The organism is Albidovulum aestuarii (genome assembly GCF_029961185.1).
In the GTDB taxonomy this organism is placed as follows: Bacteria; Pseudomonadota; Alphaproteobacteria; order Rhodobacterales; family Rhodobacteraceae; genus Albidovulum; species Albidovulum aestuarii.
Map to the genome: position 1 here is coordinate 82,225 of NZ_JASBQQ010000005.1, position 21,590 is coordinate 103,814.

Consider the following 21,590-nt stretch of genomic DNA (forward strand, 5'->3'; position numbering starts at 1 on the left):
ATTGCCGCCGCCCGGCGCAATAGCAGGAGGGATAAGGATGACGGCAGTTCGTGTCTGGGATCCGCTGGTGCGGATATTCCACTGGTCTCTGGTGGCAGGTTTCACCGCCAATGCGCTGTTCAATGACCCGGAGGGCAAAGCACACGAGGTGATTGGCCTGTTCGTGCTGGGGCTCGTCGCGGTCCGCATACTCTGGGGCTTCGTCGGAACACGACACGCACGGTTTGCAGATTTCCCACCCTCGGTCCCGGCGTCTCTCGGCCAACTCGGCGAAATGGCGACCGGGCGCAAACACATCCATAAAGGTCATTCACCACTCGGCGCGTTGATGATCTACAACTTGCTGGCCACGATGATCGTCATCGGCGCGACGGGCTACATGATGACCACACTCGCCTTTTTTGGCGTGGGCTGGGTGGAGGAAGCCCACGAAGTCGCGGTCAGTTGGGCAGAGTTTTTGGTGGTCGCGCATATCGCAGCAGTATTCCTTGAAAGCCGCAGGCTCGGGATCAACCTTCCGAAATCCATGCTGACCGGATACAAGCACATTCCGTAAGCAAGGGAGAACGGATGACCAAGACAGCGGCACCGGCGCGGACCAAGGGCGCGGCTATCGTTCTCTTGATGCTTGTCCAGGGGTTTTGCGCCGCCTTCTTTCTGGGCGACCTGATCATCGATTTCTACGAGGAGCCGAAGGCAGAGCTTTTGCGTCCCCATTTCGCGATGGAGGTATTGGCCAATCTGGGTCTTGTCGCCGGCGTTGTCTTTGAAGGCGCGTATCTGATGCGCCTTCTGCGTCGCCAGGCCCATGCGGACAGGGCGCTTTCGGTGGCTTCGGGGGCCCTTCACGAGGTGATGGAGGGGTATTTCGAGGAGTGGCGCCTGACCCCGGCCGAAGCCGATGTGGCCAGCTTTACCATCAAGGGCTGTTCCATTGCCGAGATAGCGCAATTGCGCGGATCAGCCGAAGGTACGGTCAAGACCCATCTCAATGCGATTTACCGCAAGGCAGGGGTGAGCGGTCGGGGCGATCTTATCAACCTACTCATAGACGAAATCTTGGGTGGAGAACTGCTTGCTGAGGGGGCAAGAACACAGCGGGCCTGACAGACCGAACACCGTAAGGACTGGCCACAGGCGGTTTTTTCGGTATAGTCGCGGCGGCTAAAAGGTGGACGAGGGGCTGATGCGGAAGATCACGCTGGCAGTGGTGGCCGTCGCGGGTCTGTGTGCGGAGGGCAATATCGCGCGGGCCGAGGGTCTGACCTTTGTCAAACCCGGCACGCCGACGACCTCGCGTCTCGCCATGTTCCGCAAGCAAACTCAGATTCTCGACACAAGGGCCGCGTCGCAATATTCGTCTTCCGGACGGTTGTCACCGAACGGGAAAGCTGTCGAGGTTGCCACCGCGATTCCCAATTATTCCGGCCGATACCGCGGGCTTTATCTCGACGCGGCCAAAGCGGCCGCTCAGCGCCATGGCGTGCCAGAGGATTTGTTCCTGCGGCTTGTCCAGCAGGAATCCGGCTGGAACCCGAAAGCGGTCTCACACAAAGGGGCAACCGGTTTGGCACAGCTCATGCCGGCGACTGCGCGACGGATGGGTGTCAACATGAATGACCCTCATGACAATCTGAACGGCGGCGCACGCTATCTGCGGATGATGTATGACCGGTTCGGCGACTGGAAACTGGCACTGGCGGCCTATAATGCCGGGCCGGAAGCGGTGGAGAAATACGGCGGTGTGCCGCCCTACCGCGAAACCAAGGGGTATGTTCGGGCGATCCTCGGCAGCTAACCTTTATCTTCGGTGATCTCGTATTCGCGCGGAATGCCCTTGGTCACCCTGGCCCATACCGTACCCGCCGCACGGGATTGGTGCGCCTCGAACGCGGTACGGTCCACATAACTTTCGCTCACAGCAAACCTGACCGGATCTGCGTGCGAGCGTAGGACCTCAAAGCGCAGGCAACCGGGTTCTGCCCTTGTCAGGCGGATGTGTTCATCAAGATAGGGCGCAATCCGCTCCGCCTCATCAAGGCTGCGGCAGATCAGGAACCCTGTGAGATGGACGCGTGACATGACGCGACCCTAATTGGTGAAATTCACCCTGACAATGCATCGCGCATCGGGCAAGTCCGCCAGATCACTCCATCTCAATCGTGCCGGGCGGCTTGGAGGTCACGTCGTACATGACCCGGTTGACACCCTGCACCTCATTGATGATCCGCGTTGCGGTTTCGCCGAGGAAATCGTGGGTGAAGGGGTAGTAGTCGGCGGTCATGCCGTCGACTGACGTCACTGCGCGCAGGGAAAGCGCGTAGTCATAGGTTCGCCCGTCACCCATCACGCCCACGGTCTTCAAGGGCAGGATAGCGGCAAAGGCCTGCCAGATCTCGTCGTAAAGCCCGTGCTTGCGGATCTGGTCGATATAGACCGCATCGGCCTGGCGCAGGATGTCGAGCTTTTCGCGGGTGATCTCGCCCGGGCAACGGATGGCCAGGCCGGGGCCGGGGAAGGGGTGGCGGCCGATGAACTTGTCGGGCAGGCCCAGTTCGCGGCCAAGCGCGCGGACCTCGTCCTTGAAAAGCTCGCGCAGGGGTTCGACGAGCTTCAGCCCCATCTTTTCCGGCAGGCCGCCGACATTGTGATGGCTCTTGATCGTAACAGAGGGTCCGCCTGAGAAGCTGACGCTTTCGATCACGTCGGGGTAAAGCGTGCCCTGCGCCAGGAACTCCGCGCCTTCGATCTTGTTCGCCTCGCGCTGGAAAACGTCGATGAAGAGCTTGCCGATGGTCTTGCGCTTGACCTCGGGGTCCGACACGCCTTCGAGTGCGCCGAGGAAAAGATCGGCCTCATCGGCATGAACGAGCGGGATATTGTAGTTGTCGCGGAACATGGTCACTACTTCTTCGGCCTCGTTGAGCCGCAGAAGTCCGTGATCGACGAAAACACAGGTCAGCTGGTCGCCGATCGCCTCATGAATAAGGATCGCGGCGACCGAGGAGTCGACCCCGCCGGAGAGCCCGCAGATGACGCGCTTGTCGCCGACCTGCGCGCGGATCTTCTCGATGGCGTCGTCCTTGTAAGAGGCCATCGTCCAGTCGCCGATGAAGCCGGCCAGGCGCACAAAGTTTTCGTAAAGCTTCGCGCCTTTCGGCGTGTGGTGCACTTCGGGGTGGAACTGCACGGCGTAAAAACTGCGCGACACGTCGGCGGTAATGGCAAAGGGCGCGTTGGGCGAGGTGCCGTAGACCTCAAAGCCCGGCGCGATCTTTGACACATGATCGCCGTGGCTCATCCAGACTTGCTCGCGGCCCTCATCGAACCAGCCGTCGAGCAGTGGCAGCTTGGCGTCCTTCGGCGTGACATAGGCGCGGCCGAACTCGGCGGTGCCGTGGCCGCGTTCAACCTTGCCGCCAAGGCAATGCATCATCACCTGCTGGCCGTAACAGATGCCGAGGATCGGCACGCCGAGGTCGAAAACGCCCGTAGGCGGCATCGGCGCGCCTGTCGCGAAGACCGAGGAAGGACCGCCGGAGAAGATCACGGCCTTCGGCGCGAAGTTCTTGAGGAAAGCCTCATCCACCCGGTTGTAGGGATGGATTTCGCAATAGACGCTCAACTCGCGCAGGCGGCGGGCAATAAGCTGCGTGACCTGAGAGCCGAAGTCGATGATCAGAAGACGTTGATGCGCATGTGTCATGGCCGGGAATTATCGCCAGTTCCGGCAGGGTGCAAGGGCAGGAGCGGGGGCCAGCCCCGTCATTCTCCAATTCTTGAACCAATGGCGGACTGAAGAATGACCCCCGGAGTATTTTCGGACAGAAAGTGAGATCAGGCGGCTTTTGCCTGCGCCCTGAGCAGCATTCCGTATAGATCGCGCGGGTCGTCGGGGTCTGCGATCATGTCCAGCGGCTCGCTGTAGGGCAGGGTCTGCAACTGGTCGTGGATGTAGCGAAGCGCCGAGAAATCCTCGATCGCGAAGCCGACCGAGTCGAAGAGCGTGATCTGGCGCGGATCGGTGCGGCCGGCGGCAGCGCCGGTCATCACCTGCCAGAGCTCTGTCACCGGATGATCGGGGTCCAGTTGCTGAATCTCGCCTTCGATCCTCGTCTGGGGCGGATATTCGACGAAGATCTGCGAGCGCAGCAGAATATCCTTGTGCAGTTCAGTCTTGCCGGGGCAATCTCCCCCGACCGCGTTAATGTGAACACCGCTGCCCACCATGTTGTCGGTCAGGATCGTGGCGAGTTGCTTGTCGGCGGTGCAGGTGGTGATGATGCCCGCGCCTTCCATCGACTCTTCCGCACTTGTGCAGGCGGTAATTGTCAGGCCAGACCCCGCAAGGTTTCGGCCGCATTTGGCGGTGGCGGCGGGGTCGAGGTCATAAAGCCGGACATGGCCAACGCCGCAAATCGCCTTGAACGCAAGCGCCTGAAACTCGGCTTGCGCGCCGTTGCCGATCATCGCCATCGTTGTCGCACCCTTTGGAGCAAGATGCTTTGCCGCGAGCGCAGACATGGCCGCTGTACGAAGCGCCGTCAGGATCGTCATCTCGGTCAGAAGGATCGGATAACCGGTATTGACCTCGGCCAGAAGGCCGAAGGCGGTGACGGTTTGAAGGCCTTCCTTGGTGTTCTTCGGGTGGCCGTTGACATATTTGAACCCGTACATCTCGCCATCCGAGGTGGGCATGAGCTCGATGACGCCGACATCGCTGTGCGAGGCCACGCGCGGGGTCTTGTCGAAGCTTTCCCAACGTTTGAAATCAGCCTCGATATAGGCGGCAATCTCGGTCATCACGCGTTCGGGGCCAAGATGAAGAACCAGCTTCATCATATTGTCAACGCTGACAAAAGGTACGATGTTGAGGGACATTATCCAAAGCTCCGTGTCGGGCGGTCGAAGACCTTGCGCCCCATGAGAGAACCCACAAGCTCCACCATGAGTTTCGCGGTCCGCCCGCGTTCATCGAGGAAGGGGTTGAGTTCGACGAGGTCGAGCGAGGTGACGAGCCCGCTTTCATGCAGATGCTCCATCACCAGATGCGCCTCGCGGAAGGTGGTGCCACCCGGAACGGTGGTGCCTACGGCTGGCGCGATATCGGGATCGAGGAAATCAACATCGAGCGAGACATGCAGCAGGCCATTTTCCGCGCGTACCTTGTCGAGAAATTCGCGCAGGGGGGCGACGATTCCGCACTCATCCAGCACGCGCATGTCGCAGACGGTCATATCGGTTTCAAGAAGACCGGCATGTTCAGCGCGGTCAACCGATCGGATGCCATAAAGGCAGATGCGTTCGGCCGGGACCGGGGACGGGAAGGGCGGGAAGGCGTCGAACCCTTCGCGCCCGGCGATATAGGCCACGGGCGTGCCGTGCAGGTTGCCGGACTGGGTCGTGAGCGGCGTGTGATAGTCGCTGTGCGCATCAAGCCAGAGAACGAAAAGCGGTCGTCCGGCCTTTTCCGCATAGGTGGCGGCACCGGCGACAGAGCCAAGGGATAGAGAATGGTCGCCGCCAAGGAAGATCGGAATTCCCTCGGCCATGGCGGTTTCGGCAGCTTCGGCAAGCGACATGGTCCAGCCGATCGTTTCGGCGAGATGATGGACGGCGGGATTGGCACAGCTGGCGGGGGCAAGTGCGGGCAACGCGACATCGCCCCGGTCGATGACGGGATGGCCAAGCTCCTCGAGGCTGCGGGCAAGCCCGGCCACTCGATAGGCGGAAGGCCCCATCAGGCAGCCTTCGCGTTTCTGGCCGGTATCAATCGGAGCGCCGATCAGGATGCAGGTCGATTTCATGGGCAGGTCCAAATGTCAGGAATCGGTTGCCGACAGTTTTCTGCCAGATTGCGTCAGTGAAAAGAGATGTTATGATCGCTTTGCACATACATCTGTACAAAGTGATCACACAATTGAACGATCTGGATGACACTGATCAGGCCCTGATTGCCGCGCTGAGGCGAGATGGCCGGGCGTCGCTTTCAGACCTTGCCGCGCAGCTCGGATTGGCGCGCGGTACGGTAACAACGCGAATGGAGCGTCTGCAGCGGCGCGGTGAGATTCAGGGCTTTACCGTGGTCACCCGTGGCGACGTCAGCGCGATGCCGGTGCGGGGCCTGATGATGATCTCCATCGAGGGTAGGGGTACAGAAAGGATCACCGCCCGGCTGGTTGGCCAACCTGAGGTTGCGGCCGTTCATTCCACGAACGGTCGCTGGGACCTGATTGCCGAGATCTGCACCCGGACGCTGGAGGAGCTTGATGCCGTGCTGGCCAAGGTTCGCAACTACGAAGGCGTGACCGGCAGCGAGACGAGCCTGCTGCTTACAACGAGAAGGGCGGGGCGAAGGTAGAACCGGTTGGATTGCGCGACGAAGTCTGGAACGATTTACTATTAAGCGTTCGCCCTGCGGGCAGCCGCAATCCATATTGCTGCCAGTGCGAAGGAAAGGATTGCATTCCATGTCGCCATTGACAGACCTGCAAAAGCCCAGGCGACCTCATCGCAGCGTATAAGCGGGGCCTCCATGATTTGGTTGAGCAGGTCATCAGCGGAACCCGACAAGTCACCGCCCGACGTACAGGTGGTCGGTCCCTGCCACCAACGCATCTCGACACCGGTATGATAGACGCCGATCACACCTGTCAGTGCGGCCGCTGCAGCACCGGTGAAGGGGAGCCACCGCCATCCGGCGACCAGCGCGATTCCACCGATGGCAATCGCGGCGCCATGTGGCCAGCGCTGCCAGAGGCACAATTTACAAGGTGCATATCCAAGCCACTGGAAAAAGAACGCTCCAAGCAGGAGAGCGGCTGAGCCAGCGGCGGCTAAGAGGCAAAGTCGGGTCCGGGTCACAGGTATTTCACCAAAGCAAAGCCGCCGATCAGCAGCAACATGAACACCGTGAACATAAGGCCGAGACGACGTTCGATGAAATCACGGATTGGTGCGCCGAATTTCCACAGAAGCCCTGCGACGATGAAGAACCGGAACCCGCGGGCGACGATGGCCGAGATGATAAAGACTGGCAGCGAAAGCCCGGTCCAGCCGGAGACGATCGTGATGACCTTGAAGGGGAAAGGCGTGATGCCCGCTATCAGCACCGCCCAGGCACCGTAATGATTGAAGCGTTCGGAAAATACTCCGGCGGCATCGGTCTTGCCATAAAATTCCAGGATTGGCTGGCCCACCGCGTCCCAAAGGACCGCACCAATGAAATAGCCGAAAAGCCCACCGAGAACCGATGTAACAAGAGCAACGGTCGCAATCAGCCATGCCCGCGACGGGCGCGCGATAATCATCGGGATCATCAAGACATCGGGCGGGATCGGAAAGAACGAGCTTTCGACGAAAGACACCGCACCCAGCGCCCAGAGCGCCCTCGGATGATCCGCAAGACGGATCGTCCAGTCGTACAAAGCTCGGATCATTCTGCCTGCCCCGGAACTGCCTGCGCACCTTAGGCCATGGCAAGAACGTGTCGTCAAGCAAGACGCATGCTTTCGGAACCGCTTGCACCGCGTTATCGTTGGTCGCATCGGTAGTATGGTTTCAAGCGGGGTAGTGGCGATGAAATGGCGTGGACGGCGCGGCAGCAGCAATATCGAGGACCGGCGGCGCATGAGCGGTGGCCGCGCGGCAGGTGGGCTTGGGCTTGGTGGTCTCATTGCGGTTCTGGCCATTGGATATTTTCTCGGCATTGACGTAACGCCGCTCCTGAATGATCCGGGCGCATCTGGCGGAGGCGGTGGCGAGATCACGGAGGCGGATCGTCAGGCTGGCGAATTCGTCTCTGTGACCCTGGCCGACACTGAAGAAATCTGGGCCGACATCTTCCGGCAGGAACTGGGTCAGAGTTACGAACCTGCGACTCTCGTACTCTTCAAGGGGTCGACGCGGTCGCCCTGCGGTGGCGCATCGGGCGCGACCGGGCCGTTCTACTGTCCGCTCGACAAGAAGGCTTACCTCGACACTGATTTTTTTGTGACCCTGTCACGAAAGATGGGCGCAAAAGGCGACTTCGCCGCTGCCTACGTTGTCGCCCATGAAATCGCGCATCACGTGCAGAACGAACTGGGTGTGCTGGGTCAGGCCAATAAAATCCGCCAGCAGGCAAGCCAGGAACAGTCCAATGCGATCTCTGTCCGTATCGAATTGCAGGCTGATTGCCTGTCGGGCGTCTGGGCCCGTCATGCGGGTGCTCGTTTCGGCAGTCTTGAACAGGGCGACATTGCCGAGGCGATGAATGCGGCCAAGCAAATCGGGGACGACACGCTGCAGCGCAATGCGGGGCAACGCCCTATGCCGCACACCTTTACGCATGGCACATCGGAACAGCGCCAGCGCTGGTTCGCGACCGGGTACAAGGCCGGCAGCATAGATGCCTGTGACACCTTCTCCAGCAACCGGCTTTGAACGCGCGCAAAGCGCTTGAAAGCGGCACGGCGGCAGGTTAGACCGCATCCTGCGTGCCCGAGTGGCGGAATGGTAGACGCAGCGGATTCAAAATCCGCCGCCGCAAGGCGTGCGAGTTCGAGTCTCGCCTCGGGCACCATCCCAATCCCTATCCGAATCGTCCTGTGGCGGCGTGGACACTCCGTGTGCCGGCGACAATTACCGTACAATTGCCGGGATTGATTGCCGAGTGATGCATCACTGCCGTTCGCCACAATTTTGTCGCATTTATGAAATTCCCGCATTCGCGCTTGTCGGAATTGTTTCCATAAACGGGCCGATAGTTCATCCGATTTTTGCTCTCAGGGACGTTACGAGCTTTAGTTTAGGAGGATTATGTAACCATAACAATATTATATGAAAATTGTCGACTTCACCAAACGTTTCCATTTTGGAAACATAAATGGATCAGCGGCCTTGCCAGCATGCGATGCGACAATCGCTAACCGGCGTGGTGGCAAGGCCGTCTTGCCTCAATTCTGACATTTATTCTTTTGCTGAGCTCGTTGCGGAAATAGGCTTATCCCAGCGCAAAAGGCGTGATGGTGGTGGCAAAGCAAGTGTTGTCCGTCGGTCGCAATGGGGGAACGCGGTCGGCGGACGACACTTCAATACGGTTTCGACAAGAGGCCGGTGAATGCCCTTCATCTGTTATGTGGTCGGTGTGTCGCAAGCAAAGCGCGGCACATGTTCGAAAGGAAGCTGGGGCGATGGTAAATGGTGCAGTGGTTTCGTTCCTTGAGGCCTGTCTCAGCCCGGTGTTGCTTCTGTCATTCCTGTTCTCAATTCAAATGATCCTCGAATTGACAAAGGCTCGAAGACCCGTCGGCCGGCTTGCGGAGGCGCGCAGGCCTTCCTGCATCGTCTCAAGGGGGCTGCTCGGGCAGGGGCGGCGTCACTGACGCCGCCCTGACGACCGGATCCAACGAAGTCATGTAGCCGTCCCGCGAGGGGCAAAAGACAGTACAAGAAGACAACAAGAGTAACGAATGCCAAGTTTTACACCCGGTACATTTATTGCCACGCCGACCGGTGAGCGCGCGATTGAGGATATGCGGCCGGGCGACCGGGTCATCACGCGGGATAGGGGCGTGCAGGAAGTCAAATGGGCCGGACGCCGACGGTTCAATCACACCGAACTCGCCTCTGCAGAGCATCTTGGGCCGGTGCTGATCAGCAAGGGCAGCCTGGGCAATGGTTTGCCGGAACGTGACATGATGGTCAGCCCCAATCACCGGCTTCTGGTGCCCGGTGATCGTACAGTCCTGAAGCTCGAGCAGCATGAAGCACTGGTCGCGGCAAAGCACCTTATCAACTCCCGGACGATCCGTCGGGTAGACGCCCTGGGCGGTGCCTATGTCCATGTCGTGTGTTCTCAGGGAACGATGATGATGGCAAACGGCTGCTGGTCGGAGAGCTTTCAGCCAGCCGACAACAACCCCAACGGCCTCGGCAATGCCCAGCGCAACGAAGTTCTGGAGATCTTTCCCGAACTCGCGGCCAAGGCCGCGCGTCGTCCCGGTACCTTTCCAAGCCCGACACCGAGACGGGGACCGCAATTTCTGAACTGACCACGAGCGAGATTGACCCAGTTGGATTTAGCTGGAACGGGCGCTGAAGGACCCGACGGGCAAGGCCATTTGCGGTGTTCAGCACAGAGCTATTAAGCGGCTAGATCTCCCCTCCGCGTTCGGGTGTGAAAATGCCCAGCCAACGCCGTAATCGCGTCCAATTTAATCTCTATCCCAATTCGCGAAAGCCGTATATCGGCGGACCGGATAGCATGAATCGGGGCTTAGAGATGTGTGTCATGACCGATGTATCTGTTGACGACAGAGCAGCGGATTCCTTGGCTCCCTCTGCCATTTGCTGTGTTGCAGAAAGGGGGGCAGCGACAAAAGTCCCCCATACGCCCTGCTTTACTGGCGACACCGAAATCGCAACTGATCGCGGTGCTGTTCCGATTGAGCACCTTCGGGTCGGTGACCGGGTTCTGACGCGGGACAACGGATATCGTGAGGTTCGCTGGATCGGGGGCCGCCGCTTCGATTCGGCGGACCTCGCGCGTTTCCCTGAGCTTCGGCCGATCCGTATTGCCGCGAATTCCTTCGCGCGGGGTATCCCGCAGCGAGACCTCACGGTTAGTCCCCAGCATCGGCTGCTCCTGAGCGGCGCAGATGCGGTTGAACTCGGTGGCGAGACCGAAATCCTTGCCGCGGCGGTTGACCTGATGTCGGTGCTGAAAGCCGAACCGGCTGATGTCGACGGCGTGATCTACTACCACATCATGTTCGATGCGCACGAAATCATATGGGCCAACGGGTGCTGGTCAGAAAGTTTTCTGCCAGAGTCGGTGGCGCTGGAGGGACTGCATTCAGTGCAGCGTGAAGAAATTCTCAGGATATTCCCTGAACTTGATACCGATTCTGGTCAGGTTGCCTATCCTGCGGCCCGTGGTGGGCTGACGATCCGACCACAACTGACACTGGTCGCCTGACCGTCACCGACCGGTCCGCTGGCGCCAGTTCGCCCAGTCTTCCGGTGTGTCCAGATCCTCGATGGCACGGTTTCCGGGAAGCGGATGGGCCCTTATCGCTTCCCCCTCAAGAACAATCTGCGCCCCCCGATCTCCGGTCAGAACTGTCAGTTCCTGAATCAGATGGCGTGGGAAGATGACCGGATGTCCCGCCGCTTGACCACCTTGCGTTGTCGCGCGCAGTGGGCGGGACGGAGCGGTCGCAAAATCCGCGATCATGCCGTCGAGATCGTCGCGGGTAATGCCGGGCATGTCGGGCAGAAGAACCATGAGTCCCTCAACCAATCCGGCCTGACCGGCCCCGGCGCGCAGGCTCGCCGCCATACCGTCATGCCAGTCATCGACCATAATCTGTGTGACACGTAGCCCGGACAGCGCGGACTGACGCGCCAAAAGCAGTGGGCCGCTTCCAGGTAGCGTCACAAGAACCTTGGCACCGGTATCCATCGCCATCCTGGTGACACGGCGCAGCTGCGGCTGGCCATCGACCACTTCAAGAAGTTTGTCTGACCCTCTCATCCGGCGCGAAGCACCGGCCGCCGGAATGAGAATTGCAAGGTCGGGCATGGCGTCGCCCCTAAACTCGAAAAACACTTGATCCAATCAAGCGCATAACCGGTTTTACGAGTGGAGGACCGGTTAACGCAAGGTCAATGCGTTAACCGGTTGGGGCCGTCAGCCCCGCATTCTCGCGCCATCCGCATCCCAAAGCGGGCCGTCGATCAGCCGCGCCTTACGGTTTTCGCCGAGGATTTCGATCTCAACTTCCAGCCCGGCGCGGATCATTTCTGTCGGCACGAACCCTTGCGCTACGGATTGCCCGGTCCAATGCGAATAGCCGCCCGATGTACAGAAACCCAAGACCTTGTCGCCGATCCAGATCGGCTCGTAGGCCACGACATCAGCATCCGTCGCATCGACGATGAAGGCGCAGAGTTTGCGCTTGGGCCCTTCGGCCTTTTCCTTGGTCGCGGGGGCCTTGCCGATCCAGTCGGCTTCCTTGTTCCAGCGGATGAAGCGGTCAATGCCCGTCTCGCCCGGAAAGTAATCGGGGCTGAATTCGCGTGCCCAGGACCCGAAGAGCTTGTCGAGGCGCAGCGACATCATCGCCCGCATCCCGAAGGGGCGCAGCCCGAGGTCCTGTCCTGCGGCCCAGAGCGTGTGCCAGAGGCTACGTTCACTCATGAAATCGGTGAAGATTTCATAGCCAAGGTCGCCGGTATAACTCACGCGCTGGACAAGGCAGTCCGCCATGCCGATCGTCATGCGCTTGGCATCCATGAACTTGAACGCGTCGGCCGAAACGTCCGATCGGGTGACACGGGACAGAAGCTCCCGTGCATTCGGACCCGCGATCTGGAAGCCGGTCACACGGTCCGAGACGTTTTCGACCGTGACCCCATCTTCAAGGTTCTTTTCGAACCAGCGGAGATGCTGGTCCTGCGCGCCATAGCTGCCGGTGATCTGGAATTCGGTTTCGTTAAGGCACGTTACGGTGAAGTCGCCGATGATCTTGCCCTTGTGGCTGAGCATCGGGGTCAGGGACAGTCGGCCCTGTTTCGGGATCGCGCCCGCCATGATCCGGTCGAGCCATTTGCGCGCATTCGGACCCTTCACGCGGAACTTGCCGAAGTTCTGCACCTCGTTGATGCCAACCGCCTCACGCACCGCGCGGACTTCCGCCGCCGTTGCCTCCCATGCGTTGGACCGCTTAAACGATGGCGTCTCGTAACGCGGCTCGCCGGGCAGGGCGAAGTAGTTTACGACCTCAAGACCGTATTGCTGGCCCCAGACCGCGCCCATGCCGTCGAAGATGTCGTACATCGGCGTGGTGCGGAAGGGGCGGGCAGCGGGGCGTTCCTCGTTCGGATAGCTGACCGAGAACCGCATCTGGTAGTTCTCGATCACCTTCGGAACGGTGTAGCCGGGTGTCGTCCATTTGCCGAAGCGGGCCACGTCAAAGCCGCGCGGGTCGACCTCGGTCTCGCCGTGGATCATCCATTCGGCGAGAGATTTGCCCATGCCGCCGCCTTGGCTGAAGCCCGCCATGACCGCACAGGCAGACCAGTAATTCCTGAGACCCGGCACTGGTCCAATGAGGGGGTTGCCGTCCGGGGCGAAGGTGAAGGGGCCATGGATGACATTTTTGACGCCGGCCTTCTCAAGCACGGGGAACCGCTTGTACGCGAAGGCCACGGAATCCTCGATCTTGTCGAGGTTGTCGGGCAGAAGCTCGTGCCCGAAAGTCCAGGGTGTGCCATCCAACGACCAACCTTCACAGGGCTTTTCATAAAAGCCGATGCAGAGGCCGCGGCCTTCCTGACGCAGATAGCTTTCGCCGCCGGGGTCCATGACATGCGGAAATTCGCGGCCCGAATTCAGGATGTCCATGATTTCGGGGATCTCGTCGGTGACGAGATACTGGTGCGCCATCGGCAGAAGCGGGAAGTAAACGCCCGCCATCGCGCCCACTTCACGCGCCCAAAGGCCACCGGCGTTAACGACATGTTCAGCGTGGACGGTGCCTTTTTCGGTTACCAAGTCCCACGTGCTATCCGAGCGGGGATTGGTCTCCAGCACGCGGTTGTGTTCAACGATCTCCGCACCGCCCATCTTCGCCGCGCGGGCATAGGCATGCGTGGTGCCGGACGGGTCAAGATGGCCGTCAAGGGGATCATAAAGAGCACCGACAATACCCTTGGTATTTACAAGGCCATCAGTGTATTTTTCTATCTCTTCGGGGCCGAAAAGTTCGGTATGAAGTCCCATATAGCGATGCTTTGCGCGTTCCGCCTTCAGCATCTCGAACCGCGCCTGATTGTCGGCCAGCGTGATACCGCCGACATGGTGAAGACCGCAGGACATGCCGGTGATCTTCTCAAGTTCTTTGTAAAGTTGGATCGTATAACCCTGCAGGGCGGCCATATTGGTGTCGCCGTTCAATGTGTGGAAACCACCGGCTGCGTGCCAGGTGGAACCAGAGGTGAGTGTCGATCTTTCGATCAGCATCACATCCTTCCAGCCGTATTTCGTCAGGTGATAGAGCACCGAGCAACCGACGACGCCGCCGCCGATGACCACAACCTGTGCCTGGGTCTTCATCGTTTTCCTCCCGAGGAATTTTCACCACTCAATTTCGGAATCCGTCGCGTGGCATGCCGAAATGCGACAGAAATCGTCGTAAACGAAAACAGCGTACGTGAGCGTGTTCCCTTGTATTCATTGGTTGGTGTCGTCGTGCCCATCCGAAAAGGCACACCGAAAGCCAGGGAAATGAAGGAACGGGTATATGAGGAACCTGGCCGCATTGATTTTCACACCGGCACTTGCAGCAGGGGGCGCTGCGGCCCAGAACCGGGACGGTTTGTTTGCAACCGATGCAGGACTGATCGCTTTCATCGAGGAGCATGCCAAGAAAAGGGACATTGGCCCGCTTTTGCGCGAACTGGGCGGCGCGGATGATACCCGGATGCGCAGATAGATACCGTTCAGCGCCAAGTATTTGGTGTATTTGGCAATGACTTTGCCGAGTTTTCACTCGTCAAATCGCGTCAGTTGAAAAGCGGTTTTTCACAGCGTGTTTTTGTGGCGTGGCGCGGGGACGGCTACCTCTGGCTCTACCTGCTGACTCATGAACGAAATGACGGCGTGCAAGTAATTCAATCTGCCTTCAACTCGGATGTAGAAGAGATCATTGGACGGTATTTCTAGCGTCGAAACTGCGGCCGAAAGACCGTCATCCATTCAATTGCGATAGGTCAGATCGGAATTCGACCGTTGGAACAACGCCTCGAACCTTGCAAACGCGTACCGAGTGGCCAATCCGATGGCAAATGCGCCGGGCACAACGATCAGGGCAGAGAGAACTGGTCCGGCCAACTGGTAAAGACCGGTGTAAAATTTCCAGAAGTGGATGACCGTGGTGTGCGTGAGATAGACGAACATGGTGGCGGTCCCGAGGTGCCGTGCAGCGCGAGCGAACGAGAAGGGCAGTTGCGGTGTCAGAGGAAGCAACAATGTTAATGCAGCGCCGACGATCATCACCCGCTCATGCAACGTCCAGACTGGCAAGACGATACATGTCAGCACCAGTGCCCCAATGCACCAAAGCTTGCGCCGGGCATCGTGGGCAAGTGAAATAGACCAGCCGAGGAACACCAGTGGCAATAGCGTGAAGAGAGTACGTGCCAGCGGCAACCCCAAGCCGCCTTCCAGCATGTTGCCCAAGAGGGAAGTATGCGCACCGAAAAGCTGCACGACGACAGAAAGGCCGGAGGAAATCAACGTCGCCAGAATACCAAATTTGAAGGGGGATGTGGCGATTGCGCGTCGCACTACTGCCATACGGGTCAGTAGTACAAGGGAGAGGACAATCTGAGCATAGAGGCTGATGAACCAGAACGGTTCGAACAGATCATGATCAAGACGTTGCGGTATGTTTCCGAGAAGCAAATACATCTCGACGGGGATGTAACCCCGAACAACGTCGTACACGGCGAGCAGCAGATAATAGATCGGTAAGATCGGGATCAACAATGATCGCGCGAGCAGTACTGCTTTACCCTCTGCCATCGCGTTCTTCTGATAGCGGGCAAGGGAATAGCCCATGAGCAGAAGCAGCACGAAAGTTCCACCGCTAACCGGCCAGAGTGTTAGGTGATAAAGAACCACACAGCCGATTGCGAAGATACGTAGACAAGTTGCCAGCTCAACATGTGCCGTTGGCGCGGGCAGGCGTGGCTCAATCGCTTCGAGATTGGCAAGAGACATGTGTTCCCATCCGTCGGGAACAAATCCCAGGCGTTCCTCAATCGCGAGTTGCGCGTGAAGGTAGCCAAGCGAGTCCCCGCCCAGATCGACGAAACTATGCTCATGAGAGATATCGCGGGCACGGGTCGCCTCACGATACGCGGTAACGAGCCCGGGTCCGGTGTGTTGCCTTTCACGGTTTAAATTTGCGGCCGCGCGCGCCAGGGCAAACAGGTGGCGCCGGTCTAGTTTGCCATTGTCCAAAACGGGGGCGTCGGCCAGTGGGGCTACCAGGATCGCTTCCTGCGGCAGGGTCAGGTGGTCCGAGAGAATGGACCGGACATCGTCCGGATCGCCATTGGCGTTCAATACGACAATCTGGTCGTCGACCGCCTCGGCCCATGCCGTTATCCCGGATTCGGCCAGAAAATACTCTGCCTCGTCCAGACTGATACGCAGGCCGAACAGCTTTGCGAAGCGCGAAGCGCGCCCGACGATCCGGTAATATCCCTGCTCAGTCCTCTCGGCAAAGTCACCTGTCTTCAGGTTCGGTGTCACATCGCCAAGCGAAAGGTCGGCGCGACTCGTCGCGTATCCCATCATCACGTTGGGTCCGGAATAGACAAGTTCTCCCGGTATTCCGGTACCAATGATCTCATGACCGGCATCGTTGGTCAGCCAGAACTTGCCACCGGGAATAGCGGTGCCAACCGTGTCAGAGGCGTGAAGTGCTTCTTCAGGGGGCAGGTAGGCCATACGAGGGCTCGCCTCGGTCTGACCGTACATGACGAAGAATTTCCATCCTCCGGCTTCCGCGATTGACGCCATCCGCCGTACTGTTGCGGGCGCTAATCTCCCGCCCGCCTGAGTAACGCGGCGAAGTGCGGGGAGCGTCGCGAAGTCGAATCCACGACCCAGAAGCAGATCAACCTGATGGGGTACAAGCGCGAGGCTCGTCACCCCCATACGCCGGGCCTGTGGACCAAAGTCCGGATCGACGACCGACATTTCCATCAAGACCAGTGAAGCGCCGGCATCAAGATGCGAGTTCAACACCGACAGTCCGTAGGAATAGTGCAGCGGCAATGTGGTCGCACCGCGATCATCACTGTTCAGGTCAAGATAGGTGCGGATCGCCGCGGCGTTGCTGAAAACATTGGTTGCCGACAGCCGCACAAGCTTGGGGTCACCTGTGGTGCCCGATGTCGAAAGCAGAATACGAAGATCGTTGTGCAATTCCGACGGAGAGTCTGACCGTCGATCAATGCCGAAGCCTCCACCGCTCCCTGAAAGCACAAGGTTCGGTTGATGAATTGTGTCGATTCTCCGACCGGCGACCAGAGTTTCGGCGGCAGCAATCACGATGGCATGGCCATCTTGCAGCGCAGCCAGATAGGCGGCAATCGGCTCAGGCTCCGCCGTTAGCGCCAGTCCTAACAACAGCCGTTCCGTTCCAATTCGATCGGCTTCCGCGCGCAACAGGGCTCGCCAGGCAGAGCAGCGTTCACGCAACCCGCCATAGGTAATGCTACGGCCATCGGGTTGGATCAACGCCGTCGCGTCGGCAGGCACATTGTTGAAGGATTCCGGGAAATCGGAGAATTCAAACATATAAGAGTATCCGCAAACAACCCGGCCCAAACTATTCGATCAGGCCGGGTTACGACAAACAATAGATCCTACTGTCTCCTAACGTTCGGGAATGAGACCCCTCGGGCTGAATCGTAGGACCAGAAGCAACACCAGACCCATGGTCAGAAGCCGCATATGGGCGGCGCTGTCCTGAAGGTGGCTCTTGATCACACCGTCGGCCATGCCTGAGGTGATGAAGTCCATCAGCCCGTTGCCCCAGGGTTCGACCTTGATCCAGAGGAACCAGATCAGGAAGCCACCAAGGACAGCGCCCCAGTTGTTGCCCGAGCCCCCCACGATCACCATGACCCAGATGAGGAAGGTGAAGCGCAAGGGGTTGTAGGTGCCGGGTGTCAGCTGGCTGTCCAGTGTCACGATCATTGCGCCCGCAAGGCCGCAGATGGCCGAGCCCAGGATGAATATCTGCAAATGGCGGCGGGTCACGTCCTTGCCCATCGCCTCGGCCGCAACCTCATTGTCGCGGATCGCCCGCATCATCCGGCCCCATGGCGAGTTCAGCGCCTTTTCGGACGCCCAAATGAGCGCGAGCAGGATGACGGTGAAGAGCGCGGCATAAAGCAGCTTCACCACGATGGTCGAGGCCGTCACCGGGTCGGTGCCGAAGCTTGCGGCGCGTTCAACGAAGCTCGTGCTGTTCTGAAGATCGACCTCGTATGGCACGGGACGGGGAATGGAGATGACGTTCTTGACCCCACGGGCCAGCCAGTCCTCGTTCTTCATAACGGCAATAATAATCTCGCCGATGCCAAGCGTCGCGATGGCGAGATAGTCGGAGCGAAGGCCAAGCGCGGTTTTGCCGATCACCCAGGCAGCCCCTGCGGCCAGAAGCCCGCCGACCGGCCAGGCAACAAGGACCGGCAAACCAAGCCCGCCAAGGTTGGAATAGGTCGCGGGTTTAAATGCTTCGACCACCTCGACGGCCGGATCGAAAACCGCACGGAATAGAAAGAACCCTCCGATCAGGGTCACCAGAAGCGCCAAGACCCGCTGACGGCCCTTGAGCCGGTGATTGAGCGCGATGGCAAGCGCAATGATCGCAACGCCCATCAGCAGCGCAAGGATCAGACGGAACCCGCCACCGGCGGTCCAAACCTCGGTCACCGGCGGAGTGGCGATCAGCACAGGCGCAAGACCGCCAAGCGCCACGAAGCCGACGATGCCGACGTTGAAGAGCCCCGCATAACCCCATTGCATGTTCACGCCGAGCGCCAGAATCGCCGAAATCAGCCCCATATTGAGGATGCCGAGCGCAGTGTTCCAACTGGCCGTCATGCCTTCGAAGATGATGAGGAAGGCGACGAAAGCGAAGAGTAGGATGTTGCGCGTGTTCATACCGATTTCCCCTTGAAGAGGCCGGTGGGCTTGAAGAGCAGGACCACGATCAGGATCGCAAATGAAACCGCGAACTTGTAGTCGGTCGAGAGAAGCTGGGCGAGCCCGTCAGGCGCGAGGCTTTCTGGCAGGACATAGGTCGCGACCTTCTTCCAGGCATAAGTGAAGCCGACCTCGGAAAACGCGATCAGAAACCCGCCTGCGATGGCGCCGATGGGGCTGCCGAGACCGCCGACAATTGCAGAGGCAAAGATCGGAAGAAGAAGCTGGAAGTAGTTGAAAGCCTTGAAGGATTTATCAAGGCCGTAAAGCGTGCCCGCGATGGTCGCGAGGCCTGCCGCAATGATCCACGTGACCTTCACCACCCGTTCGGGGTTGATGCCCGACAACAGAGCCAGATCCTCGTTGTCGGAATAGGCCCGCATCGACTTTCCGGTCCGGGTTTTGTTGAGAAACCAGAAGAGAAGTGCCACAACGATCACCGCCGCCACGATGGTCAGCGCCTGCGTTGACTTGAACGCAAGCCCCTCTGCAAGACCGGTCGACTTCTTGAAATCGTTCGCATTCACCAGGAAACGACCGCCATCCGCAAAGCGGATCTCATCGACGCCGATGATGAAGCGGGTGATCCCGTTCATCACGAACATCACACCCATAGAGACAATCACGAGGATCACCGGGGCCGCCTTTTGCTTGCGGTAGAATTGGTAGACCGCCTTGTCGGTCGCCAGCACGAGCCCGGCTGTCAGGGCGATGCCGAAGGGCAGGGCGAGAAGGGCGGTTGGAAGGGGCCCGAAATGGATGCCCATCGACTGGAACCACCAGGTGAAGAGGATCACCATGCCTGTGCCAAAGGCCATCGTGTCGCCATGGGCGAAGTTTGAAAACCGAAGAATTCCGTAGATCAGCGTAACCCCGAGGGCACCGAGCGCAAGCTGTGCGCCGTAAGATGTCGCCGGGATGACGACAAAATTCAAAAGCGCAACGAGCGCATTGAGAATGTCCATGAATCTCCCCTCGCCGGGCGATGGGTTCGCCCTATTCTTTCTTTGATACCGGAATACCACAACCGCCGGTCTCTGCAACCCACCGCAAACGGCGAGCACAGGCAAATAGGTCAGTCATAAAAGGCATTCCCCGCGTCGGGATGTGTCTATGGCCAAGGGAGAGAAACGCGCTGAACGTGCGGGCGGATCAGCTGCCCGCTGAAGAACCGTCAGCGCCAAGGATCGGTTCACTTACCACGACGCAGATACCCGTTCCTTCCGCCGCGCGGCTGCCATCTGCAAAGAACTCATAAACGCCTGTTGAGGTATTGACCGTATAGTTCAGCGAATAGTCGTCACCGAGGAAGAGAAACGTCTTGCTCCCTTCGCCGTCATAAATAAGCGCTTCGACTTGCTGATCCCCGAAGGAAATCATCCCAACCGACGCCTCGTCCGGCTGTGTCAACGTCGCGCTCATTTCCGGGGTTGCGGCATTTTCGATCTGGCATTCATAGGCAAACTCTTTCGCGCCAACGCTGGCCGGAAGTGCGATAGCAATCGCCAAGATACCACTGAAGACCTTCATAACCTGATCACTCCTGCCGAATCCACTCAATCGCAGCTAGCCATCCAATAGGGCTGTAGTTTGTTCAGAATCCGGGTGAGGTTGGGTATTGGGCGACTTCTCTGAACAACCGAAAAGCCGCCACCGCATTGTTTCAATACCGAGCTTAATACCGACCCTGTTTTCACCCTGCCGTTTTCACGCAGTCTCCGCGCTTGTCACCGCGCATGGTGCCCGAGGCCGAGTAATCGTAAAATCCTTCTTCGGTGTGGACCGCATATTGCATGGTGAAGCCTTTACCAACATGCAGAAAGGTCAGCGTATCGAGGCCGCGTAGAACCATCGCCTCTTTCTCGCTGCCGCCGATCCGGATTGTTCCCTTGTCCTGGCCATCAAACTGGATGAGCTGCGCGCCCATTTCCGGCGCCGCTTCATCAGGAGTGCCGCAGTCGAAGACGAGGTCGGCAGCAAAACCGATGGAAGGCAGCATCAAAAAGGCGATGGCCAGGAATTTCATGAGAGGCTCCATAGATGTGTTTCGCGGCGGCTCTAGAAGGTTATTGAGGCCGGACTTTGTCGGGATCGTGAGAGAGTTGCGCTGCCGTTTCCAAAACGCGAACCGTTAGGGTTATGCCGTCTTCATTGTTGCGAAACCGATTAGGCTAATGAAAAGGTAAATCTGCTTAGGCCCCCATCATTCAGGGGACACGCCAAACTCAAGACTTTGACCGGGATATGACGAATCGAGAATCCCGATCCGCAGGCCATGTCGTTTGGTCCGGCGGAAAGAAATCGAACCCGCCGCCGGGCTAAGCCCGGGGCGGGTCCAACACTGTGCCACCACCATTCTTTTCACCCCGCCAGATGGCGGAGCCTTACGACAGACCTAACCTGAGATCTGTTCGCAGGTCCCGTGACCATAACCACTCATGCTGCCCGAGAGCGAGTAATCGTAGGTGCCTTTTTGGGGATGAACGCTATAGTGCAGTGCATAGCCCTCACCAATATACAAGAAAGTCAGCGTCCCAAGGCCGGAATAGACCTCGGCAGGGATCACATCATCACCGGTGATGATGTGACCCCGTTTTTCACCATAGTACTTGGTCAGTTGGGCAACCATTTCGGGATGGGCGGCGTCGGGCGCGCCGCAGTTGAACACCAGATCTCCTGCCAAAGCGGGTATTGGCATAAGCAGGGCAATCGTCGAAACCAGAACTCTCATTACACACACTCCACGACCGAACATGGTCAGGTATGAATATGATCATGAATTTCGTCGGGATTCTGTCGCGAACATGGGATTCAT

The 21,590-nt window shown here is 58.9% G+C and carries 22 protein-coding genes and 1 tRNA gene; 9 read left to right on the top strand and 14 right to left on the bottom strand.

Annotation, left to right across the window (positions count from 1 at the left end):
- Positions 1-37 precede the first annotated feature (37 nt).
- The 3 genes from QKW60_RS12625 (at position 38) to QKW60_RS12635 (ending at position 1,798) form a co-directional block, all read left to right on the top strand.
- Positions 38-556, top strand: coding sequence for a cytochrome b/b6 domain-containing protein (locus tag QKW60_RS12625; protein WP_282369183.1), 519 nt, complete (start codon positions 38-40; stop codon positions 554-556).
- A gap of 14 nt (positions 557-570) precedes the next feature.
- Entirely contained in the window at positions 571-1,107 is a 537-nt protein-coding gene (locus QKW60_RS12630; protein ID WP_282369185.1) for a helix-turn-helix transcriptional regulator, read from the top strand.
- A gap of 79 nt (positions 1,108-1,186) precedes the next feature.
- The gene (locus tag QKW60_RS12635) at positions 1,187-1,798 is read left to right on the top strand and encodes a lytic transglycosylase domain-containing protein (protein ID WP_282369187.1); all 612 of its coding nucleotides are present in this window, start codon (positions 1,187-1,189) and stop codon (positions 1,796-1,798) included.
- Here QKW60_RS12635 and QKW60_RS12640 read toward each other — a convergent pair.
- From QKW60_RS12640 to rocF, 4 genes are all read right to left on the bottom strand, one after another.
- A complete protein-coding gene (locus QKW60_RS12640) occupies positions 1,795-2,082 on the bottom strand; it encodes a putative quinol monooxygenase (RefSeq protein WP_282369189.1) in 288 nt (95 codons plus the stop codon). The genes QKW60_RS12635 and QKW60_RS12640 overlap by 4 nt on opposite strands.
- A gap of 64 nt (positions 2,083-2,146) precedes the next feature.
- Positions 2,147-3,706, bottom strand: a complete 1,560-nt coding sequence (gene guaA, locus QKW60_RS12645; RefSeq protein ID WP_282369190.1) for a glutamine-hydrolyzing GMP synthase — start codon at positions 3,704-3,706, stop codon at positions 2,147-2,149.
- Positions 3,707-3,837: 131 nt separating this feature from the next.
- Positions 3,838-4,881: an ornithine cyclodeaminase gene (locus QKW60_RS12650; RefSeq protein ID WP_282369191.1), complete on the bottom strand. Its 1,044-nt coding sequence runs from the start codon at positions 4,879-4,881 to the stop codon at positions 3,838-3,840.
- Complete coding sequence (gene rocF, locus QKW60_RS12655; RefSeq protein WP_282369192.1) at positions 4,881-5,807, bottom strand: arginase; 927 nt, start codon at positions 5,805-5,807, stop codon at positions 4,881-4,883. The genes QKW60_RS12650 and rocF overlap by 1 nt, the downstream gene beginning before the upstream one ends.
- Positions 5,808-5,929: 122 nt before the next feature.
- On the opposite strand from rocF, the gene QKW60_RS12660 reads away from it, so the two are divergent.
- The gene (locus tag QKW60_RS12660) at positions 5,930-6,361 is read left to right on the top strand and encodes an Lrp/AsnC family transcriptional regulator (RefSeq protein ID WP_282369476.1); all 432 of its coding nucleotides are present in this window, start codon (positions 5,930-5,932) and stop codon (positions 6,359-6,361) included.
- Positions 6,362-6,402: 41 nt separating this feature from the next.
- On the opposite strand, the gene QKW60_RS12665 is transcribed toward QKW60_RS12660, so the two are convergent.
- Both QKW60_RS12665 and QKW60_RS12670 read right to left on the bottom strand, forming a co-directional pair.
- Complete coding sequence (locus QKW60_RS12665; RefSeq protein ID WP_282369193.1) at positions 6,403-6,864, bottom strand: disulfide bond formation protein B; 462 nt, start codon at positions 6,862-6,864, stop codon at positions 6,403-6,405.
- The gene (locus QKW60_RS12670; protein WP_282369194.1) at positions 6,861-7,439 is read right to left on the bottom strand and encodes a YqaA family protein; all 579 of its coding nucleotides are present in this window, start codon (positions 7,437-7,439) and stop codon (positions 6,861-6,863) included. Before QKW60_RS12670 ends, QKW60_RS12665 begins: the two co-directional genes overlap by 4 nt.
- Before the next feature lie 139 nt (positions 7,440-7,578).
- Here QKW60_RS12670 and ypfJ point away from each other — a divergent pair, with 139 nt between their 5' ends.
- The 4 genes from ypfJ to QKW60_RS12690 all read left to right on the top strand — a co-directional run bounded on the left by ypfJ (position 7,579) and on the right by QKW60_RS12690 (position 10,960).
- A complete protein-coding gene (ypfJ, locus tag QKW60_RS12675; protein WP_282369195.1) occupies positions 7,579-8,424 on the top strand; it encodes a KPN_02809 family neutral zinc metallopeptidase in 846 nt (281 codons plus the stop codon).
- A 55-nt stretch (positions 8,425-8,479) separates the two neighbouring features.
- A tRNA-Leu gene (locus tag QKW60_RS12680) sits at positions 8,480-8,563 on the top strand.
- 889 nt (positions 8,564-9,452) lie between these two features.
- Positions 9,453-10,034: a Hint domain-containing protein gene (locus QKW60_RS12685; protein WP_282369196.1), complete on the top strand. Its 582-nt coding sequence runs from the start codon at positions 9,453-9,455 to the stop codon at positions 10,032-10,034.
- Between the two features lie 239 nt (positions 10,035-10,273).
- Positions 10,274-10,960 (top strand): Hint domain-containing protein, encoded by a 687-nt coding sequence (locus QKW60_RS12690; protein ID WP_282369197.1) that lies wholly within the window; start codon positions 10,274-10,276, stop codon positions 10,958-10,960.
- A gap of 3 nt (positions 10,961-10,963) precedes the next feature.
- Here QKW60_RS12690 and QKW60_RS12695 read toward each other — a convergent pair whose 3' ends face one another.
- The gene (locus tag QKW60_RS12695) at positions 10,964-11,566 is read right to left on the bottom strand and encodes a nucleotidyltransferase family protein (RefSeq protein ID WP_282369198.1); all 603 of its coding nucleotides are present in this window, start codon (positions 11,564-11,566) and stop codon (positions 10,964-10,966) included.
- 108 nt (positions 11,567-11,674) lie between these two features.
- Entirely contained in the window at positions 11,675-14,101 is a 2,427-nt protein-coding gene (locus QKW60_RS12700; protein WP_282369199.1) for a GcvT family protein, read from the bottom strand.
- A gap of 187 nt (positions 14,102-14,288) precedes the next feature.
- Here QKW60_RS12700 and QKW60_RS12705 point away from each other — a divergent pair, with 187 nt between their 5' ends.
- Positions 14,289-14,480 carry a hypothetical protein gene (locus tag QKW60_RS12705; protein ID WP_282369200.1) on the top strand — a complete coding sequence of 64 codons (192 nt, stop codon included), beginning with the start codon at positions 14,289-14,291 and terminating at the stop codon, positions 14,478-14,480.
- A 263-nt stretch (positions 14,481-14,743) separates the two neighbouring features.
- On the opposite strand, the gene QKW60_RS12710 is transcribed toward QKW60_RS12705, so the two are convergent.
- From QKW60_RS12710 to QKW60_RS12735, 6 genes are all read right to left on the bottom strand, one after another.
- On the bottom strand, positions 14,744-17,359 hold the full coding sequence (locus QKW60_RS12710; protein WP_282369201.1) for an AMP-binding protein: 2,616 nt from the start codon (positions 17,357-17,359) through the stop codon (positions 14,744-14,746).
- Between the two features lie 78 nt (positions 17,360-17,437).
- The gene (locus tag QKW60_RS12715; RefSeq protein WP_282369202.1) at positions 17,438-18,733 is read right to left on the bottom strand and encodes a branched-chain amino acid ABC transporter permease; all 1,296 of its coding nucleotides are present in this window, start codon (positions 18,731-18,733) and stop codon (positions 17,438-17,440) included.
- Positions 18,730-19,740 (bottom strand): branched-chain amino acid ABC transporter permease, encoded by a 1,011-nt coding sequence (locus QKW60_RS12720; protein WP_282369204.1) that lies wholly within the window; start codon positions 19,738-19,740, stop codon positions 18,730-18,732. Before QKW60_RS12720 ends, QKW60_RS12715 begins: the two co-directional genes overlap by 4 nt.
- 187 nt (positions 19,741-19,927) lie before the next feature.
- Positions 19,928-20,305 carry a hypothetical protein gene (locus QKW60_RS12725; RefSeq protein ID WP_282369206.1) on the bottom strand — a complete coding sequence of 126 codons (378 nt, stop codon included), beginning with the start codon at positions 20,303-20,305 and terminating at the stop codon, positions 19,928-19,930.
- A gap of 163 nt (positions 20,306-20,468) precedes the next feature.
- The gene (locus QKW60_RS12730; protein ID WP_282369207.1) at positions 20,469-20,801 is read right to left on the bottom strand and encodes a hypothetical protein; all 333 of its coding nucleotides are present in this window, start codon (positions 20,799-20,801) and stop codon (positions 20,469-20,471) included.
- A gap of 369 nt (positions 20,802-21,170) precedes the next feature.
- A complete protein-coding gene (locus QKW60_RS12735) occupies positions 21,171-21,506 on the bottom strand; it encodes a hypothetical protein (protein WP_282369208.1) in 336 nt (111 codons plus the stop codon).
- Positions 21,507-21,590 lie beyond the last annotated feature (84 nt).

Bases quoted from the DNA above. Each gene is read 5' to 3' on its own strand.
- QKW60_RS12630 (WP_282369185.1), top strand. From the start codon at position 571: ATGACCAAGACAGCGGCACCGGCGCGGACCAAGGGCGCGGCTATCGTT.
- rocF (WP_282369192.1), bottom strand. From the start codon at position 5,807: ATGAAATCGACCTGCATCCTGATCGGCGCTCCGATTGATACCGGCCAG.
- QKW60_RS12720 (WP_282369204.1), bottom strand. From the start codon at position 19,740: ATGGACATTCTCAATGCGCTCGTTGCGCTTTTGAATTTTGTCGTCATC.
- QKW60_RS12705 (WP_282369200.1), top strand. From the start codon at position 14,289: ATGAGGAACCTGGCCGCATTGATTTTCACACCGGCACTTGCAGCAGGG.
- QKW60_RS12670 (WP_282369194.1), bottom strand. From the start codon at position 7,439: ATGATCCGAGCTTTGTACGACTGGACGATCCGTCTTGCGGATCATCCG.
- QKW60_RS12640 (WP_282369189.1), bottom strand. From the start codon at position 2,082: ATGTCACGCGTCCATCTCACAGGGTTCCTGATCTGCCGCAGCCTTGAT.
- QKW60_RS12695 (WP_282369198.1), bottom strand. From the start codon at position 11,566: ATGCCCGACCTTGCAATTCTCATTCCGGCGGCCGGTGCTTCGCGCCGG.
- QKW60_RS12715 (WP_282369202.1), bottom strand. From the start codon at position 18,733: ATGAACACGCGCAACATCCTACTCTTCGCTTTCGTCGCCTTCCTCATC.
- QKW60_RS12735 (WP_282369208.1), bottom strand. From the start codon at position 21,506: ATGAGAGTTCTGGTTTCGACGATTGCCCTGCTTATGCCAATACCCGCT.
- QKW60_RS12685 (WP_282369196.1), top strand. From the start codon at position 9,453: ATGCCAAGTTTTACACCCGGTACATTTATTGCCACGCCGACCGGTGAG.
- QKW60_RS12690 (WP_282369197.1), top strand. From the start codon at position 10,274: ATGACCGATGTATCTGTTGACGACAGAGCAGCGGATTCCTTGGCTCCC.
- QKW60_RS12650 (WP_282369191.1), bottom strand. From the start codon at position 4,881: ATGTCCCTCAACATCGTACCTTTTGTCAGCGTTGACAATATGATGAAG.
- QKW60_RS12725 (WP_282369206.1), bottom strand. From the start codon at position 20,305: ATGAAGGTCTTCAGTGGTATCTTGGCGATTGCTATCGCACTTCCGGCC.
- QKW60_RS12730 (WP_282369207.1), bottom strand. From the start codon at position 20,801: ATGAAATTCCTGGCCATCGCCTTTTTGATGCTGCCTTCCATCGGTTTT.
- QKW60_RS12700 (WP_282369199.1), bottom strand. From the start codon at position 14,101: ATGAAGACCCAGGCACAGGTTGTGGTCATCGGCGGCGGCGTCGTCGGT.
- guaA (WP_282369190.1), bottom strand. From the start codon at position 3,706: ATGACACATGCGCATCAACGTCTTCTGATCATCGACTTCGGCTCTCAG.
- ypfJ (WP_282369195.1), top strand. From the start codon at position 7,579: ATGAAATGGCGTGGACGGCGCGGCAGCAGCAATATCGAGGACCGGCGG.
- QKW60_RS12710 (WP_282369201.1), bottom strand. From the start codon at position 17,359: ATGTTTGAATTCTCCGATTTCCCGGAATCCTTCAACAATGTGCCTGCC.
- QKW60_RS12625 (WP_282369183.1), top strand. From the start codon at position 38: ATGACGGCAGTTCGTGTCTGGGATCCGCTGGTGCGGATATTCCACTGG.
- QKW60_RS12635 (WP_282369187.1), top strand. From the start codon at position 1,187: ATGCGGAAGATCACGCTGGCAGTGGTGGCCGTCGCGGGTCTGTGTGCG.